Here is a 16735-nt window from a genome sequence, read left to right as displayed (position 1 = left end):
CGTGTGCAAGCGCACGCTTATTCGACACTGGATAAATGTACGCCTGGTCTGCTGGTGACAGCGTTCCTGTGGTTTGAGATTGGCCATGTCAGCTCCCCGGGCACCGTGAACGCAACGTAAAGGTAGTGGGACCCTAATGGCGTGGGCGTTACTGCGGCGTTACGTCCAAACCCGGGTCGTTGACCATAGACCTGCGGCGGCGAGTTCAGGTGGTGAGTGCAACACCTTAACTCGCCTAGTCCACTTCAGCGGGCGACGGCGCTGCAGCCCGCGGCCGGTGTGCTCCGCGCCCATCCATTCACGGGAGTCTGCCGAGGGGTCATGATGGCCCTTTCTGGGTTGGTGGAGGCCGTACATATCCAGCGAACCCCGGCGATCTCAGGGGTGGGAGTCCCTCCTGGTACCCCTCTCGACAGGGACTCCCGCTGTGCTTCTTCTCCGTGTTCCATGGATGGAGTACTGCTCGGACCAATCTGTAAGGGCTCCGCGATGCGACTGACCGGAACTGCCATCTCGGCAGGACCAAGGACGCCGACCAGATCAAGTTGCTGGACGCGCAACAGATCATTATGGCGGTCGCTGGCCGAATGAAGGATACGACTAAAATGACGCTCACTACGGCGCCTCTGACAAGACGCGGTCTCCTGTTGACCGGAGCAGCGCTTGGCGCGGGGATTCTGGCAGGCTGCACCAGCACTCCACCGCAGGACGCTCCGACGCCCGCGCCCAGGGACGCTGCGCCCGACCCGACCGGGGTACAGGCTCAGGGCGACCAGTACGGAGTCGGCCTGTACAACACCCGGCAGGTCGCCGACGAGCTGATGTGGATCGACGAGAACGTCCAACCGCTCGACGGCGACAGGAAGCGCATCCTCATCACCGGGTCCACCGCCGGCGCCGGGCAGCTCGCCGCCGCCTATCTCCTGAAGCGCGGGCACACCGTCGTCGCGCACGCCCGGAACGAGCAGCGCGCCGCGGACGTGCACCGCGACCTGCCTGGACTCGAGGACGTCGTGATCGGCGATCTGCTCGACCTCGAACAGACGAGGGCGTTGGCCGGGCAGATCAACGCCCTCGGCAGGTTCGACGTCATCATCCACAATGCCGGCGAGTACGGGCTACCGGACTCCGACCTGCTCAACTCCAACTCCCTCGCGCCGTACCTCCTCACGGCGCTGGTGACCCCGCCGCGGCAGTTGAGCTACCTCTCTTCGGACCTGCATCTCGGCGGCGGCCTGAGGCTCGACGAGGTGCGGTCGGGTGAGGGTATCGGCTACGGCGACAGCAAGCTGCACATGGCGATGATCGCAACGGCGGCGGCCCGCCTGTGGCCCGACCGGCAGGTGAACGCCGTCGCGCCCGGCTGGATCCCCACCCTGATGGGCTTCCACAACGGCAACACCACCACGCCCGACAGCCTGCGCGACGGCTACATGACCCAGGTCTGGCTCGCAGAGGGAGTGGAGCCCGGCAGCGATGTCACCGGCGAGTTCCTCTTCCACCAGCAGGTCGAGACGCGCGTGAACGAACTGGTGTACGACACCCGGGCGCAGGACCAGCTGCTAGCCGCCTACGCCGAGCGGACCGGCGTCGCATTCCCCACAGAAGGCTGAGCTCCGGCCCCATCCCCGCCGGACGAGAACCCATACACCCAACACCGAAGGATCGACGACAATGACCGTCTCCACACACTCAGGCCGACCACGCAGTCGCGGCCTTCTGGCCTCGGCGGCCCTGCTCGTCACGGCCGCAATGGCGCTGGTTCCGGCATCACCGGCAGCCGCGCACCACGGCTGGGACGGCTTCGAAACCAACGACCTTGTCTACATCGCCGGCACCGTCTCGTCCGAAGGGATCTGGGGCGATCCGCATTCTCTTTTCGATGTGACACTGGATGCCCAGCTGCCGGCCAGCACTCCAGACCTGCCGATCCCCGAGGACCTGTCAGGCCCAGAGGACAGCATCCGGGTCGAAGCCGCCCTCGCGTATGACGGACCCCATGACGAGCTTGAGATCATCATCGCTCCACCATGGTGGTCAAGCAGCAACGGTTTGAACCGCGAGCTGGAGGTCGGAGAACGCTTCCAAGGCGTCGGATACATCAACAGCACCGATGACGGCCTCTTCCGTCCGGTCGCATTCTGGTACGGAGACGACAATGCGCCCGTCAACCAGGTGATCGGCAACACGCTTCCCGTCCGGGCGCCGCTGCCAGGCGCCGCGCAGGCAAGCGACGAGCCAGCCGACGTGCCCTCCACGGTGGAGGATCCCGTGGAGATGGCCCCTCCGGCACAGGGTGCCAATGCCGCCGCTGACAGCGGCTCAGAGGCGTGGGTCGTGTGGGCTGTGTTCGCTGCTGTCGTCGTCGCGGCGGCCGCGGGCAGCGTCTTCTACGTACGCCACCGTACCCGCCAGGATGAACGGGACCAGGATGCCTGAATGGCTTGAACCGATCCTGCGCTGGCTGCAGGACTCCACAGTCGGTAACGCCGTGCGTTCCACCCCCTTCATGTATCCGACGCTCGAAAGCCTCCACATCCTTGGCATCGCTGTGCTCGTCGGTCCGGCTTTCGCGTTTGATCTCCGGCTGCTGGGCGTCGGGCGTCGCCTGGTGTCCGTTACGAAGGCCGCACGCTATCTCCTGCCCGTGTCCCACCTAGGCCTGGCCATCGCCGTCGTAACAGGCATCCTGATGTTCAGCGCGCAGGCCGTCGGCGTTGCCGGCTCAGGTGCTGCGCCGTGGAAGCTCGGACTCCTGCTCCTGGCTGGGCTCAACGTCCTCGTGTTTCACCGTGGTGTCTACCCTCGACTCGATGCGTTGGCGGATGCCCACGCGGCACCCGTCGCGGCCCGCATCTCGGCGATCGTATCGATGTCGACATGGACGGGCGTGATCTTCGCGGGACGATTCCTGGCCTACATCTGATGTGCTCGTGCCGTGCAACCAAGGCATGCATGGACAGAACCAATACCGGCGCAAACGTCGCGGTCGTCGACCACGAAGAACCCCGAGTCCAGCCTGACTCGGGGTTCTTTTCGTCCGTCGCCGGTACAGGGCTGACAGCGAGCGATCGCTGTGGCGACGTCTCAGGGGACGTTGTGGCCCGCAGCCTGAATCAGCCCGTACCACTCGCTCCGGGTCAGCGGGATGTCGGAGCCTGCCGCAGCGTCGGCGACACGCTCAGGTTTCGTGGTGCCGAGCACGACCTGCATGCCCGCAGGGTGACGGGTGATCCACGCGACCGCGATCGCCGTCGGCGTGACCTGGTACTTCGCGGCGAGGCGGTCAAGCCCGGCGTTCAGCTCCGGGTAATCGGGCGAGCCAAGGAAGACGCCGTCCTGGAAGCCCTTCTGGAAGGGCGACCAGGCCTGCAGGGTGATCTTGTTGATCCGCGCGTAATCGACCAGCCCACCGCCGTCGCGGGTGATCGAGTCGTCGAAGCCGGTCATGTTCGACGACAGGCCCTGGGCAATAATCGTGGAATGCGTAAGCGACAGCTGCACCTGGTTCGCCACGATCGGCTGCCTCACCGCGGTCTTCAGCAGTTCGATTTGGCGGGGGGTGTGGTTGGAGACTCCGAAGGCGCGCACCTTCCCGCTGGACTGGAGGTGGTCGAAGGCGCGGGCAACCTCTTCAGGCTCCACAAGCGCGTCCGGACGGTGCAGCAGCAGCACATCGAGATAGTCCGTGCCCAGTGCCTTCAGGGACTCCTCGGCTGAGGACACGATGTGCTCGTAGGACTGGTCGTAGCCCCACGGGTCGTCGACGATGCTGGTCTTCGTCTGAAGGACGATCTGCTCCCGCTCGGACGGGCGCAGCCGCAGGGCCTCGGCAAAGCGGCGCTCGCACAGGTGGAAGCCGCCGCCGGGGTGGTTGAACCCATACAGGTCGGCGTGGTCGAAGAAGTCGATCCCGGCATCCCGGGATGCCGTATAGAGGGAGCGGATCTGTTCGTTGGAGTCGCCGGCGATACGCATCATGCCTGCCACGACGTTTGGGACCTTCAGCTCGGTGGTTCCGAGGGGGACGGTCTTCAAGGGCTTTCCTTTCGTAGGTGGTGGGATCTGGCGGTGCTGGGCCGCGGACGCGCTCAAGCGGTCGTAGCCGCTTCAGGCAGAGGCCGGTCGATGATGGCAAGAGAACTGCTCCCGGGAGCCGGAACTGAGATCCCAGCCCAGCTCCCGGGAGCAGTCTTCTTGCGTTCGGCTTTTCGTCCCTATCAGACCAGGGTCCAGCGGAAGAAGCTCGTGAGCCTGTCGAAGGGTATGAGGCCGGTGCGGTCGTGGAGGTCCACATGCCAGGCACCCGGAACCCAGAAAAGTTCCTTCGGACCGATGGCACGCCGGTAGGCTTTCTCGCTGAATTCACGGGAGTGCGCCCGGTCGCCGGTGATCACGATCCAAGGCTGAGGGTCGCGGTAAAGCGGCCTTTGAGGTCCCGGATGGCCCCAAGATCATCGAAAGTCCCGATCCGGACGATCCCGGGGTAATAACCGACGTGCTCGTAGTAGAGGACCAGGACCTGGCCCGGTGCGTAGTACCCGATCGTCAGTGGATCGGCGTCGTCACCGGACGGAACGCCGTCGAGCGAGAGGGGCGCCGGAAGTTATGCGAGCTTTTCCTGTCCACCGAAATCGCTGAAGGAAAGCTTCAGGGGGGAAGCCGGTCGATCAAAGAGCGCGCAGTCGCGTTGCCCAACAGTCGTCCACTGACGGCGGCACCGTCGAAGCTGATGGTGATCGGAGTGCCTGCCGCGCGCGCTTCGGTGCTCATGCCTCGTCCACGCCTTTCACAGCAACCTCCGGGCCTTCGGGGCACGGAGCGGGGTCGGAGCCGGGCTTGCGGGGAAGGTCAACGATCAGAACCGGATCCGAAAATGTTCCCGGAGCGGCGGACGGTGACGTACCGGCCAGAGCCTGGCCTGGCGAAGGGGCGCTGCACCCAGTGATGTGGAATGCCAGTGCGACGACCGCAAGCAGGGTCCAATTCTTTGTTCGCATGGCTGATGGTCCTCTTCTCTCTGCATCGGGTCCATTCCAGCAAACCAGCTGACGACGGCGGGCGGGAGCCTCTCTTGGTAGGGGTACCGGGAGGGCCCCCTTAAGCAGGAAGGCCGCCCTCAGCAGGAACGCCGCCTACGCGGACCGGCGTCCAGCAGGAGGTGCTGTCCCCTTTTGTGGAGACTGTTCGGAGCAGCCGTATCCTCCCGCTCAGTCAGCGGGAGCCAGCCTGGCGGTAAAACCATTTGTTTGGTCCCGGATCGACTCGAGGTCATCGAACGATCCGATCCCACAATTCCGTGGGAGTACCCGACGCCCTCGGAATAGAGGACAAGGGCCTGATCGGGCGCGTAGTAGCCGATCTTCAGCGCCTCCGGCAGCTGGGTTTCTTCAGGCCGTGTAGCCGCCATCGACCGGAAGCGCGACGCCGGTGACGTAGCTGGCGGCATCGCTGCAGAGCCACAGGACGGCGGCGGCTACTTCCTCTGGCAGTCCGAGCCTGCCCAGCGGGATGGACGAAACCGCGGTTTCGGGATCCAGTTCTCCTCCAGCGGTCATCCTGGCAACCATCGGCGTTTCAATCGTCCCGGGGCACACAGCGTTGACCCGCACGCCGAGCGGCGCGTACTGCAGCGCGACGCTCTTGGACTGTCCGATCACCCCATGTTTGGTCGCGTGGTAGGTGGCCCGGCCGTTGCCTCCAACGAGCCCTCCGAGCGACGAACAGTTCACGATGGCGCCGTGTCCCTGCTTTCGCATCTGCACCAGCTCGTGCTTCATGGACGCCCACACGCCGCGGAGGTTGACGGCGACGATCCTGTCGAACGCTTCGGCCGTCTCGTCGGCAGAGTCCACCGGCGGAAGCATGATCCCCGCGTTGTTGAACGCCATATCGAGACCGCCGAAGGCGTCTACTGTGCGGGCAACGGCCGTTTGCACCGCGGCTTCGTCGGAGACGTCACATTGAATGGCGAGGGCACGGTGCCCTGCGGCATGGAGTTCAGCCGCAAACCGCTCGGCCGCGCCGCCGTCGAGATCTGCAATGGCGACGGCGGCGCCGGCCTCGGCGAACGCCCGCGCTGTTGCTGCGCCCATCCCCGCGCTCCCGCCCGTGACGAAGGCGACCTTGCCGTTGAAGGCATAGCTGACCATGGTCATAGTCCTTTTCCTGCCCATCTGTAGATGTTGCCCGTGGTTGAGGCTCGTGGAGCTCAATCGAGTGGTGTCACGAAGGTTCGGAAGCCGGTCCCGTCGCTGTAGATCCGCCAGAGGGTTTCGGACAGGGCGGCCGGTTCGTGCGCTGGGTTGCCTCCGCCGATGCCCAACGGGATGATGAGCTGCGCTACGTGGATTCCTTCCGGGGCCAGGGCGTCGTGGAGCATCTGGGCGTACGCGGATTCTGCGGCGAAGGCGGCGGAGGTGCCGGCGTAGTTGTGATTGGGCCGGACGGCGCTGGAGCCGTTGATAAACAGGGCGGTCCCGCGCCCCAGCGCACGCATGCCGGGAAGGACCGCGTTCATGGCAGCGGCAGCGCCGAGCGCGGAGAATTCAAGCGCCGAGCGCAGCTCTTCGAACGTTGTTTCAAGAACGGGCCGTAAATACTCCTTGGACGGCACGGGGCTGTACTGGAGGATTTCGATAAGCCCCAGTTCGTCGGCGGCGTGGGTAAGGGCAGACGTCAGGGACTGCTGGTCACGGACGTCCGTGGCGTACCCGCGGGCGATGACCCCGGCACCGGCCAGTTCAGCGGCAAGGGCGTCAACGTGGTCCTGGCTACGGGACAGGAGGGCAACGTTGAAGCCCTCGGCTCCGAAGCGTCGGGCAGAGGCAAGACCCAGGCCCGGCCCTGCACCGATAATTGCGATGGTGGTTTTCATGTGTTCTCTTTCGTGAAGGACCTTCGGCACGGTGCCCCCAGTGCCGGGCTCTGCGTCAGCTCTCTGTCCGGGTCCGTCCAGGTTCAGCATGGACGGCATTCCCGTACTCGCTGGCCGCCCACGAGGCGAGCAGCTGCATGCGCTCAGCCGACGGCGATCCGGGCTCAGCTGTGTAGATCGTGAGCGTCAGTCCCGGCTCGGCGGCCATCTCCAATCCCTCGAACGCCAGGGTCATCTCGCCCACGATGGGATGGTTGAAGGTCTTGAACCCGGTGCCGTGATGGCGGACGTTGTGCTCACCCCACAGCTTGCGGAACTCCTCGCTGCGGGTTCCCAGCTCACCGACGAGGTCATGGAGTTCTTTGTTGCGCGGATCCCGGCCAGCCTCCGTCCGCAGGATCGAAACAGTCACCTCCGCAAAGGCATCCCAATCCGGATAGAACCGGCGGGCCCGTTCATCCAGGAACGTGAACCGGGCGATGTTCGGTGGCTGGCCGGGCATGTCATAGCAGTCCGTGTAGAACGCACGCATCAGGGGGTTGCCGGCCAACAGATCCATCCGGCCGTTGCGGACGAACGCGGGACCGGCCGTGACCGCATCAAGGGCCCACTGCAGGCTCTGGTGCGGCACATAGGACTTCGAGCTCCGCCGCCGCGGCGGCCGCGCGGCCGGGCCCGCAGCTTGCGCAAGGTCGAACAGGTGCGCCCGCTCGGCGTCGTCCAGGCGCAAAGCCCTGGCGATGCTCTCCAGCACCTGGCCAGAGGCGCCGCTGATGGCCCCGCGCTCCAGGCGCGTGTAGTACTCAACGCTCAAACCGGCAAGGATTGCCACTTCGCTTCGCCGTAAACCCTTGACGCGCCGGTTCGCCCCGGCAGGCAAACCAGCCTGCTGGGGCGAAACCTGGGCACGCCGCGAAACGAGGAATTCGCGTACTTCAGCTCGGTTGTCCATGCTTTCCACGCTAGGCCAACCCCCGGGCAAGAGGGAGTCCCTTCCAGGGCCTCCCTCCCGAAAGCCCCTTCAGAGCGAGCTCAGGGCGGGCCTGCCCCCTCCTTCAGAAAAGGCTGGTCCCACGGGACCAATGCAATGCTCCCGGTGTGGGGAAAATTCGCCCGGCGATCTACGATCCCATCAACGTGTCGACGGGCTAACGACTCACGAGTGCTAGGTGATGGGGGTTGTATCGGTCACCGGCGACGCCGAGGCGTCGCGCGAGAGAGTCGAGATCGTGAAGGTTGTCGGCTGACAGCGCCACCGTCGTCGAGGAGGCATTCTCTTCGACCCGCGGGGTCCGGCGGGTTCCGGGGATCGGGACGATGGACGGATTCTGGGCTAGCAGCCACGCGAGGGCGATCTGCCCTGGCGTGGATTCTTTGCTGCGGGCAAGCTCAGTGATGAAGTCGACGAGAGCCCTGTTGGCGGTTCGGTTCTGTTGTTCAAACCGAGGGATGCTGGCGCGGATGTCGGCCGGGTCAAACGTTGTCGTCGCGCCGACCGTGCCGGTGAGGAAGCCTTTGCCGAGCGGGCTGAAGGGAACGAACCCGATTCCAAGCTCCCACAATGTGGGGAGCACCTCAGGCTCCGGGTCCCGCGTCCACAACGAGTACTCGCTCTGAAGCGCTGTGACCGGAAACGTCGCGTGCGCACGGCGGATGGTCGCCGCTGATGCCTCTGAGAGGCCGAAATGCCTGACCTTTCCTTCCTCAACGAGTTCTCCGACCGTCCCGGCAACGTCCTCGATGGGCACCGAGGGGTCGACGCGATGCTGGTAGAACAGGTCAATGACGTCGGTGCGCAGGCGGTTGAGCGATTCCTCGGCGACCCGGCGGATCTGCTCGGGACGGCTGTCGAGGCCGATGCTTTTGCCGCTCTCGATCTGCCATCCGAACTTCGTGGCGATCACCACCTGGTCACGCACGGGTTCCAAGGCTTCCCCGACGAGTTCCTCATTAACATAGGGGCCATACACCTCGGCCGTATCGAAGAATGTGACCCCAGAATCGAGCGCTGACCGCAGGACACGGACCATGTCGGCGCGGTCCCCCGGGTTGGGTCCGTAACCCTGGGACATTCCCATACAGCCCAAACCGACTGCGGACACTTCGAGGCTGCGGCCCAGAGTCCGTGTGTGCATAGTAGTTTTTCCTTTCGTCGAACGTGACGGGCTCAGAGTTCCGGGATCTCGAGGTTCCACGTCGAGGGGTCGACGTCGTCGGGATCGGGTCCGCCACGCACGCCGCGGTCAAGCGCGTCGATGTTCTTGAGCTGGTCGTCCGTGAGGGCGAAGTCGAACACATCGATGTTCTGCGCGATCCGTTCCGCGTTTGTTGACTTGGGAATCACGGACCGGCCCCGTTGCAGGTGCCAGCGCAGCATCACCTGGGCAGGGGTCTTGCCGTGTGCCTCGGCGATACGGCCAATCGTCGGATCCTCCAAAACGCTCTCGCGGTTTTCTCCCCATCCCGGGTAGAAGGTGATGCCGCCGATCGGTGACCACGCCTGCGTGACAATTCCGAGCTGAGTGTTGGCACGCTGCACGGCGGGCTGGGTGAAATACGGGTGCAGTTCCACCTGGTTTACCGCTGGGACCACAGTGGTTCGCTCGCGCAACGCCGCCAGGTGATGCGGCATGAAGTTACTGACGCCAATGGAACGCACGCGCCCGTCCGCGAGAAGTTGCTCAAGGGCCCGGTACGCCTCGAGGGTGCGCTCGAAGTGCTGCGGCATGGGCTGGTGCAGGATGAGCAGATCGATCTGTGAGACTCCGAGCTTCGCCGCGCTTTTCTCGAACGCGTGCAGCGTCTGGTCGTAGCCGTAGTCGCTGACCCAGACCTTGGTTTCAATGAATACATCGTCCCGGTCAACGCCGGAGCGGCGGATGCCCTCCCCGACTTCGCGTTCATTTCCGTACCCTGCGGCCGTATCGATATGCCGGTAACCGGCGGCCAGGGCCGCCTCGACTGCAACTGCAGTTTCTTCCGGTGCGCTCTGGAAGACGCCGTAGCCCAGTGCAGGCATGCGCACGCCGTTGTTCAGTGCCAGTGGGTTGTTCAGTGTCATTGCATTGTTCATGGGTCCTCCGGTAGGAAAAGTGATCGGGATTGGCCGTCTGGGGCGGCGTGTGGCGCGGCGTCTGTGTCTGTTTCATGGCTGTCGATGGTGACGGGGGTTTTGGCCCAGGCGCCAAGAAGTGCCATCCGTTCGGCCGTGGGAGAGTGCGGCTCGATGGTGTAAACGAGCATGGTCAGGCCGGGTTCGGTAGTGAGGTCGAATGACTCGTAGCCGAACTCGAGGTCACCCACGCCCGGGTGCCGGTATCTTTTGGTGCCGCGCTGGTAGCGGATGACGTCGTGGGATGCCCAGAGCGCCCGGAACTCCGGGCTCTGAGTGGAAAGCTGGCCGACGAGCCTGATGAGTTCGTCGTCAAACGGGTCCCGCCCAGCCGCTTGATGCAGCAACGCGACTGCATTTCTTTTGGCCCGCTCGAAGTCGACGAAGAAATCCTGTGCCTGGCTGTCGAGGAATTGGAACCGCGCGGCGTTGAACAGTTGGCCGCTCTTGGCCGGATAGTGGAGACCATATAAAGCGGCCCCAAGGCGGTTGACTGCGACGAAGTCCAACCGGGAGTTCTGCACCAGGGCGGGAACGGTCATGGCATCAAGCACCGCCTGCGTTCCCGGGGCCACTACCGTCCGGCTCTGAGGACGGGCTTTTCGTCGATGCGGAGATGTTGTGATGTCTACGAGATTCATCAGATGCTCGCGCTCGGTGTCGTCCAACTGCAGGGCGCGGGCGATAGCATCGAGGACCTCGCGGGAAGCGCCCCGCGTATTTCCTCGCTCAAGTTTCGAGTAGTAGTCCGTGCTAACGCCCGCCAGGTGCGCGACTTCTTCCCTCCGGAGGCCTGGGACACGCCGGTTGCCGGCGAAAACCGGCACGCCCGCCTGCTCGGGGCTGATCCGTGCCCGCCGCGAGGTAAGGAAGCTGCTGATCTCCTCTTGAGAGGACATCTCAGGCCGCATCGATGGTGAGGTCAATAACCTCAGGAGTTGCATCGTCAGGGTCGATTGCACCTCGCCGGCCGGTGTCGAGCTTTGCGATGGCCGCCATGTCCCAGGCAGGCAGCTCGAAGTCGAACACGTCAACATTCTCGACGATCCGTTCGGGGGTCACGGACTTGGGGATGGCGCTGCGCCCCTCCTGCAGATGCCAGCGCAGGATCACCTGGGCGGGGGTCTTTCCGTGCGCCTCGGCGATGGCCTGGATGGTTTCGTTCTGCAGCGGGCGAACAGCACCGTTTTCGCCTGCCCAGCCGTACACACCGCCGATCGGCGACCACGCCTGTGTCACAATGCTTAGCTCCCGGTGCAGGGCGACCTGGTCAGGCTGCTGGAAGTTCGGGTGCAGCTCGACCTGGTTCACCGCCGGCACCACGTCCGTCTCCCTCACGAGCGCCCGCAAGTGATCGGGTTTGAAGTTCGCAACTCCGATCGCGCGAACCCGTCCCTCGGCGAGCAGGCGTTCGGCCGCCTTGAAGGCGGCGATGGTCTGGCTGACGTTCGCTGGCCAAGGCCAGTGCAGCAAGTACAAGTCGAGGTAGTCCACACCGAGCTTCGCGATGCTCGTATCGAAAGCGCGCAGCGCACCTTCGAATCCATAATCAGTCATCCACAGCTTCGTCGTGAGAAAAATATCTCCACGGTCCACTCCCGAGTCACGAATGCCCTGACCGACTTCGCGCTCATTGAAATAAGCTGCCGCAGTATCAATCAGCCGGTACCCCGACTTCAACGCCGTCGACACCGCCGACGTCGCCTCGCCGCCCTCACTCTGCAATACCCCAAGCCCCATAGCCGGCATCTCCACACCGTTGTTCAGGGAGATCGTCTTCGCTGTCATGTAAATCCTCTCGGTCCACCCTCAAGTCAACCCGCTGCCACGGCCTCTCGGAAGGGCGGGATAAACAGTGGTCTGCCAGACCACCCCTGGCAGCACCCGCGCAGGTGGAGCGTCTGACGGGGCCTCAAGGATCTCTGCAGAAACGCCGTCAGATACTATGCGCCTCGGCTGTTGCTGGGTAAATTATTGGGTACCCATTCGGCCTCCCCCGGTCAGGACGACTGGCCTCCTTGGGTTGGCCACGCACCGCACCCTGTGGCCGGTGCACGGCGACGACGTTCCTTCCCGACAATCAGTCAGCCTTGTGAAACTCAGCTGAAATGCGTCATCTCAGGTTCCGGATCTGGAGGTACAGACGCTGATCACAAATGGAGCATTGGCTCTGAGGCCTGGTCATCGGATGGTGCCGGCCAGCCGAGGAGGGAAGCAGGGTTTGCTGTCATCATTTTCCGGAGGAGATCTTCCCCCGCTAGGGCTTGGGCCCAGGCCAAGACTTCCGTAAATGTATGTTCTTCGTGCCTGGTGAATGGCCAGTCGCTGCCAAAGACCAGCCTGTCTGCGCAACCCCGCTCGACGAGCCCGGCGAATACTGTTTCGGTTTCTTGGCGCGAGGACCGGTACGGGCCGGAAACTTTGACCCAGACATGTTCCAGAAGGGCGAGTTCAAGCACCATGTTGGTGGCGTCGGGATGTTCAGGTTTTGGAAGTCCCAAGTGGTCTATGACCAGCTTCCCGGGCCAGGCTCGAAGAGCCGGGGCGAGGTGGAGCCACTGCTGCCCGGAAGCCTGGATTTCCAGGTGCCATCCATGCTTTGCCATTGCGGCGGCTGCGGATTGCCATGCTGGATTCAAGAGGTCCGGAATTGGCTGGCCTATGAGATTTAGCCGGACACCGCGGATCCCTGACCCGTGCAGGTTTTCCACTTTCCCTTCGGAGAGTTCGGAGCGGATTTGTGCGGGTGACACCACAATGACTCCGCGAAGCCGGTCCGGTGCGGACGCGAGGGCGGACAGCAGATAGCTGTTATCCGATCCCAGGAAGCTCGGTTGAACCAGAACGCCCCGGTCCACATCGTGGGCGCTCAGCACGTCAAGGTACTGATCCAAGGTGGCGGCGTAATCCGGCACGTACCTGGCATCAGCCACGGGCGTAAGAGTTGGAATAAAGATATGCGCGTGGGTGTCTATCGCGGCGGGGGGCAGTCCAAGCATGCAACAACTCTAGCCGAATCAAGTAAACCTTTATAGGACTAGACCTATAAAGGTATTTGTTCTACGCTGTGAGGCATGACACAAGCTTCCAGCTCCCCGGCTTTGGCTCAGACCGATCAGCGACTGCCGCTTCACGCCCGGGTCAAAGACGACCTGATCCGGCGCGTCCGGGCGAACGAATGGGCCAGCACAACACCGCTGCCGCCCGAGTCCGCCTTGGCTGCGGAGTACGGCATCTCAGTGGGAACGCTGCGGCGCGTCCTTGCCGAACTCGCCGCCGACGGGATCCTGGAACGTCACCAGGGACGCGGCACGTATGTTCGTCGGGCTACATTCCAGCACTCCCTGTTCCGTTTCTTCCGGATGCAGGGAGGGACCGGACAGACCCCCGGCAGCCGCATCCTCGAACGGAACACGCTGGACGCGCCCGCCCACGTTGCTGCCGCGCTGAACGTCCAGGGACATTCCCCGGTATTGCACCTGCACCGTCTTCGTTTGTGGCAGGACACCCCTTTCCTGGTCGAAGACATCTGGCTCCCGCTGCCGCAGTTTCAGCCGATCGCTGAGATTGACCTCAATGAGCTCGGCAGCCTGCTGTATCCGGAATACGAAAACCGGATCGGCCTCATCATCGGCTCGGCCACCGAGGAACTTTCGGTCACCCGGGCAACCGACGGCCGGGCCGTACTTCTGAACTGCAAAGGCGGGGACCCCCTCGTCAAAATCAACCGCATCGCACGCACCCACACCGGCGACGTTGCCGAGTACCGCGAGTCCTATGGGCTGGCATCATCATTCCGATACCAAGTGGAGATCAACTAAGCCATGCAAGAACTCGTGGCCGTTTCCGGCCTTGTCCTCATCTTCGGCCTCTCAATGTGGCGCAAAATCAACATGGGCGCCGTCGCCCTGGTTGTCGCCTTCCTCCTCGGCGTACTGTACTTCGGCCAGACAGCCTCCGGAATCGCCTCCGGATTTCCAGGCAGTCTCCTCATCACACTCTTGGGCGTTACCTACCTCTTCGGCATGGCCCGGGCCAACGGCACCATCGACCAGATCGTTGGAGGCGCGGTAGGCGCTGTGCGGGGACGGGTTGCCCTGGTCCCATGGGTATTCTTCATCCTCGCCGCCATCATCACCGGATCCGGCGCGCTCTCCGCAGCCACCAACGCCATCCTCATCCCCGTGGGCCTTGCGTTCGCCCAGCGCTACAGGATCACCCCACTGCTCGTGGGCCTGTGCATCATCAACGGCACCAACGCCGGCGGATTCTCCCCCATCGCCGTCTACTACAACATCGTCGACGGCGTCCTGGACAAAGTCGGCATCTCAGTCGATGCCGGCCAACTCTTCCTCTGGACCTTCATCGCCAACGTAGTCATCAACGCCGTCGCGTTCATCCTCCTCGGAGGACCCGAGCTCATGCGCCGCGGACGCGAAGAAGAGACCGCCGACCCCACCACCTCATACTTGGGGGGCGGGACCGCGACCATCACGAAGACCGCAACCTGGACCGGCCAGAAAATAGTCACCCTGGTACTGATGGTCAGCATTCTGGTTGGCGCCCTGGGCTTCAAGCTCGACGTTGGGTTCCTCGCCCTCGCCGCCGCCGTGACCCTGTCGGCCCTCTACCCGCAGCACTCAAAGGAAGCCCTCGGCCACATCGGCTGGAACGTCATCCTCCTCATCGGCGGAATCGTCACCTACATCAGCATGCTCGAAACCGCCGGCGTCATCAAAGAACTCGCCAACTCCGTCGCCGGCATCGGCACACCCCTCCTCGCCGCACTCATGATGCTGGTCGTGGCAGGCGTGGTATCAGCCTTCGCCTCCACCAACGCCATGTTCGTCGTGCTCGTCCCACTGGCAGCACCGCTGCTCACTACCGGCTCCATCGGCGTTCTGGGCTTCGTGATCGCCCTCTGCATCGCCGCCTCGGCCGTCGATTCCAGCCCCTTCTCCACCGGCGGCGCACTCGTCGTCGCCAACACTGAAGAAGAAAAACGAGAAAAGACCTTCCGCGGCATGATGATCTGGGGAATGTCCATGATCGTCGCAGCACCCCTGCTGGCCTGGCTCCTGTTCGTCGTGATCTAACCCACTGCCAAGAGAAGGCGGGTTGAACTCTCAGCCCGCCTTCTCACTTGTCCCCAATCTGACCAACGACGTGAGCATCAGTCTCGCTGCTCCGCCGGTCAGCACCTTGAAGGATGGCCATGCCAGCCCACCACACAGAACCGATCCCCAACTGGACGCGACTACACCGTGGCGACCAGATAGATGTCTACGAGAACGGCAAACTCGTGACGTCAGGAATCATAGACATGCTCGCCTTGGACGGCAGCGTATTCTGGGTCACCCCAAACGGCGCAGACACCCGCAGACTGTTCCTCCACGCCGACAAACTCCACGTCCAAAAACGCGTACGCCAGTGATGCAGCCTAATCCAACACACCCGCCCGCAACTCACTGAACTTCTACGATTAAACCGGGATGGGGACACTGTGGTTGTGCACAGCATGGACTACTCGGCTTCAACGTGGACGATCTGCGGGCGCCCTGGTCCAACGCCTCACACAAGGGTGTGCGTGTGGAGTTCGTCAAAGAGCGCCTGGTCTTTACTCGCGGTCATTCCCCCATGCCGAGCTCTTGCTCTCCGTCATAGCGCCTTCGCCGTATTCTCAATAGAGAACGCCAGCGGGAAGGCATCGCCCTCGCCAAGCAGCGCAGCCCGACAACGGGCGGAAAACGCGCTGATGCCGGATAGGGCCGCCGAGCTGATCAAGCGCTCCTTGCCCGTAACTTTGAGATCAGCAGAGAGACCGTCTACCAGTGCCTCCGCCACGCGAAGCTGGAATGAACGCTGCTCTACTAGCGCCTTCATGGGGCGTAGCTGACGAAAGGTCAACGGTCGACCGTTCGCGTCCCATTTCTTGAACCTTCTTTGCAGGTCATCGGGCACAGCTGACTTCTTCGTGTCTCCCCGAGGTAGGTTGCCCACTTACTTTCGCACATGCCGTCCGGGATGATACTTGGATCGGGTCAGCGAGTGACGCGAGACCGCAGAGTAAACTTGGGGCGGCCGGCGTCGGACAGCCATCTGGTGCCCCCCCCATGCCAGCGGACCCCGGCTTCGTCGTCGGTCCCCAATGCTCCGCTTCCTTCAGAGGTCGTAGGCGGGGTCGCCGCACGCTGACGTGCGCTCGGTGTGCCAGTAGCTCGTATAACGCGGCGGTTTTCTCCGGCTTTGGGCGGCAGTGAAATCAGTGTCTATGGCGTGCACCAAAGAACGGCAGCGCCTCAAGGAGTACGTTGCGGGCAAGCCACAAAAACACCGCTACCATCACTGCGATGAGACCAGGGTAGAAAAACCTTGTACCAAGCTTCCCGGGATGGACTCTTGTTCGCTTTCGGCCAGCCCCGCGGCTGACACCGCGTCCATGGCCTTTCCCGTAGCACCACAGGATCACGTCCATGACGCGCAGCTCGGAGAGTGACTGTTCCACGTCCGAGAGCCGGTTGATCTCCGCCAGGCGCTCAGGCAGGCCGGTTGCGTCGGTGAGGAGACGGTGCCAGTTCATCCGCTGGTCTTTAGAACTGCCCGCTCCAATGACATCACCGATCCTTTCATCCCAGATGGGAATCAGATGTGGCCGCTTCATGGCCATGATCGTGCTCGCGGTCGTCGCGCCGATGCCCCAGCGGTTTGTCTTGCGTGCTGCGGTGGACTCTAGAGAGCAGGGCGGC

General features: G+C 63.5%; 18 protein-coding genes and 1 pseudogene. 5 read left to right on the top strand and 14 right to left on the bottom strand.

Annotated elements, in window-relative coordinates; translation table 11 throughout:
• The first annotated feature begins 605 nt into the window (after positions 1-605).
• From AC6CHP_RS04690 to AC6CHP_RS04680, 3 genes are all read left to right on the top strand, one after another.
• Positions 606-1613 (top strand): SDR family NAD(P)-dependent oxidoreductase, encoded by a 1008-nt coding sequence (locus AC6CHP_RS04690; protein WP_498228331.1) that lies wholly within the window; start codon positions 606-608, stop codon positions 1611-1613.
• 61 nt (positions 1614-1674) lie between these two features.
• Positions 1675-2439, top strand: a complete 765-nt coding sequence (locus AC6CHP_RS04685; protein ID WP_229675324.1) for a hypothetical protein — start codon at positions 1675-1677, stop codon at positions 2437-2439.
• Entirely contained in the window at positions 2432-2926 is a 495-nt protein-coding gene (locus tag AC6CHP_RS04680; RefSeq protein WP_188729941.1) for a DUF6644 family protein, read from the top strand. Before AC6CHP_RS04685 ends, AC6CHP_RS04680 begins: the two co-directional genes overlap by 8 nt.
• Positions 2927-3087: 161 nt before the next feature.
• Here AC6CHP_RS04680 and AC6CHP_RS04675 read toward each other — a convergent pair whose 3' ends face one another.
• From AC6CHP_RS04675 to AC6CHP_RS04620, 12 genes and pseudogenes are all read right to left on the bottom strand, one after another.
• Positions 3088-4038, bottom strand: a complete 951-nt coding sequence (locus AC6CHP_RS04675) for an aldo/keto reductase (RefSeq protein ID WP_498228330.1) — start codon at positions 4036-4038, stop codon at positions 3088-3090.
• Between the two features lie 182 nt (positions 4039-4220).
• Positions 4221-4397: an alpha/beta hydrolase family protein gene (locus tag AC6CHP_RS04670; RefSeq protein ID WP_229675325.1), complete on the bottom strand. Its 177-nt coding sequence runs from the start codon at positions 4395-4397 to the stop codon at positions 4221-4223.
• Positions 4394-4594 (bottom strand): annotated as a pseudogene (locus tag AC6CHP_RS04665) (cyclophilin-like fold protein); the annotation flags it as partial. The gene AC6CHP_RS04670 and the pseudogene AC6CHP_RS04665, both read right to left, overlap by 4 nt.
• 56 nt (positions 4595-4650) lie before the next feature.
• The gene (locus AC6CHP_RS04660; protein ID WP_498228329.1) at positions 4651-4773 is read right to left on the bottom strand and encodes a hypothetical protein; all 123 of its coding nucleotides are present in this window, start codon (positions 4771-4773) and stop codon (positions 4651-4653) included.
• A gap of 617 nt (positions 4774-5390) precedes the next feature.
• Positions 5391-6158 carry a glucose 1-dehydrogenase gene (locus AC6CHP_RS04655; RefSeq protein WP_498228328.1) on the bottom strand — a complete coding sequence of 256 codons (768 nt, stop codon included), beginning with the start codon at positions 6156-6158 and terminating at the stop codon, positions 5391-5393.
• Between the two features lie 53 nt (positions 6159-6211).
• Positions 6212-6877 carry an SDR family NAD(P)-dependent oxidoreductase gene (locus AC6CHP_RS04650; protein WP_498228327.1) on the bottom strand — a complete coding sequence of 222 codons (666 nt, stop codon included), beginning with the start codon at positions 6875-6877 and terminating at the stop codon, positions 6212-6214.
• Positions 6878-6932: 55 nt separating this feature from the next.
• Complete coding sequence (locus tag AC6CHP_RS04645; protein WP_498228326.1) at positions 6933-7829, bottom strand: helix-turn-helix transcriptional regulator; 897 nt, start codon at positions 7827-7829, stop codon at positions 6933-6935.
• Between the two features lie 196 nt (positions 7830-8025).
• On the bottom strand, positions 8026-9012 hold the full coding sequence (locus AC6CHP_RS04640; protein ID WP_498228325.1) for an aldo/keto reductase: 987 nt from the start codon (positions 9010-9012) through the stop codon (positions 8026-8028).
• Between the two features lie 32 nt (positions 9013-9044).
• Complete coding sequence (locus AC6CHP_RS04635) at positions 9045-9950, bottom strand: aldo/keto reductase (protein WP_188729953.1); 906 nt, start codon at positions 9948-9950, stop codon at positions 9045-9047.
• Positions 9947-10888, bottom strand: a complete 942-nt coding sequence (locus AC6CHP_RS04630) for a helix-turn-helix transcriptional regulator (protein ID WP_188729955.1) — start codon at positions 10886-10888, stop codon at positions 9947-9949. The genes AC6CHP_RS04635 and AC6CHP_RS04630 overlap by 4 nt, the downstream gene beginning before the upstream one ends.
• Before the next feature lies 1 nt (position 10889).
• Positions 10890-11777 carry an aldo/keto reductase gene (locus AC6CHP_RS04625; protein WP_188729956.1) on the bottom strand — a complete coding sequence of 296 codons (888 nt, stop codon included), beginning with the start codon at positions 11775-11777 and terminating at the stop codon, positions 10890-10892.
• A 362-nt stretch (positions 11778-12139) separates the two neighbouring features.
• Positions 12140-12988 (bottom strand): amidohydrolase family protein, encoded by an 849-nt coding sequence (locus tag AC6CHP_RS04620; RefSeq protein WP_498228324.1) that lies wholly within the window; start codon positions 12986-12988, stop codon positions 12140-12142.
• Positions 12989-13063: 75 nt separating this feature from the next.
• On the opposite strand from AC6CHP_RS04620, the gene AC6CHP_RS04615 reads away from it, so the two are divergent.
• Together AC6CHP_RS04615 and AC6CHP_RS04610 are read left to right on the top strand one after the other, a co-directional pair.
• Positions 13064-13810, top strand: a complete 747-nt coding sequence (locus AC6CHP_RS04615) for a GntR family transcriptional regulator (RefSeq protein WP_498228323.1) — start codon at positions 13064-13066, stop codon at positions 13808-13810.
• Between the two features lie 3 nt (positions 13811-13813).
• Positions 13814-15085: an SLC13 family permease gene (locus tag AC6CHP_RS04610; protein ID WP_498228322.1), complete on the top strand. Its 1272-nt coding sequence runs from the start codon at positions 13814-13816 to the stop codon at positions 15083-15085.
• 562 nt (positions 15086-15647) lie between these two features.
• Here AC6CHP_RS04610 and AC6CHP_RS04605 read toward each other — a convergent pair.
• Together AC6CHP_RS04605 and AC6CHP_RS04600 are read right to left on the bottom strand one after the other, a co-directional pair.
• On the bottom strand, positions 15648-15950 hold the full coding sequence (locus tag AC6CHP_RS04605) for a hypothetical protein (RefSeq protein WP_188729965.1): 303 nt from the start codon (positions 15948-15950) through the stop codon (positions 15648-15650).
• 301 nt (positions 15951-16251) lie between these two features.
• Positions 16252-16683: a DUF6308 family protein gene (locus AC6CHP_RS04600; protein WP_377090138.1), complete on the bottom strand. Its 432-nt coding sequence runs from the start codon at positions 16681-16683 to the stop codon at positions 16252-16254.
• Positions 16684-16735: the final 52 nt, after the last annotated feature.

The organism is Pseudarthrobacter sp. GQ63, from assembly GCF_059758765.1.
Note: the sequence above shows the minus strand (reverse complement) of the source record. Positions and strands in the feature narration are given on the sequence as shown.

Coding starts and splice junctions, on each gene's coding strand:
- AC6CHP_RS04615 (WP_498228323.1), top strand. CDS start 13,064: ATGACACAAGCTTCCAGCTCCCCGGCTTTGGCTCAGACCGATCAGCGA.
- AC6CHP_RS04620 (WP_498228324.1), bottom strand. CDS start 12,988: ATGCTTGGACTGCCCCCCGCCGCGATAGACACCCACGCGCATATCTTT.
- AC6CHP_RS04650 (WP_498228327.1), bottom strand. CDS start 6,877: ATGAAAACCACCATCGCAATTATCGGTGCAGGGCCGGGCCTGGGTCTT.
- AC6CHP_RS04685 (WP_229675324.1), top strand. CDS start 1,675: ATGACCGTCTCCACACACTCAGGCCGACCACGCAGTCGCGGCCTTCTG.
- AC6CHP_RS04640 (WP_498228325.1), bottom strand. CDS start 9,012: ATGCACACACGGACTCTGGGCCGCAGCCTCGAAGTGTCCGCAGTCGGT.
- AC6CHP_RS04660 (WP_498228329.1), bottom strand. CDS start 4,773: ATGAGCACCGAAGCGCGCGCGGCAGGCACTCCGATCACCATCAGCTTC.
- AC6CHP_RS04655 (WP_498228328.1), bottom strand. CDS start 6,158: ATGACCATGGTCAGCTATGCCTTCAACGGCAAGGTCGCCTTCGTCACG.
- AC6CHP_RS04630 (WP_188729955.1), bottom strand. CDS start 10,888: ATGTCCTCTCAAGAGGAGATCAGCAGCTTCCTTACCTCGCGGCGGGCA.
- AC6CHP_RS04690 (WP_498228331.1), top strand. CDS start 606: ATGACGCTCACTACGGCGCCTCTGACAAGACGCGGTCTCCTGTTGACC.
- AC6CHP_RS04645 (WP_498228326.1), bottom strand. CDS start 7,829: ATGGACAACCGAGCTGAAGTACGCGAATTCCTCGTTTCGCGGCGTGCC.
- AC6CHP_RS04625 (WP_188729956.1), bottom strand. CDS start 11,777: ATGACAGCGAAGACGATCTCCCTGAACAACGGTGTGGAGATGCCGGCT.
- AC6CHP_RS04680 (WP_188729941.1), top strand. CDS start 2,432: ATGCCTGAATGGCTTGAACCGATCCTGCGCTGGCTGCAGGACTCCACA.
- AC6CHP_RS04635 (WP_188729953.1), bottom strand. CDS start 9,950: ATGAACAATGCAATGACACTGAACAACCCACTGGCACTGAACAACGGC.
- AC6CHP_RS04610 (WP_498228322.1), top strand. CDS start 13,814: ATGCAAGAACTCGTGGCCGTTTCCGGCCTTGTCCTCATCTTCGGCCTC.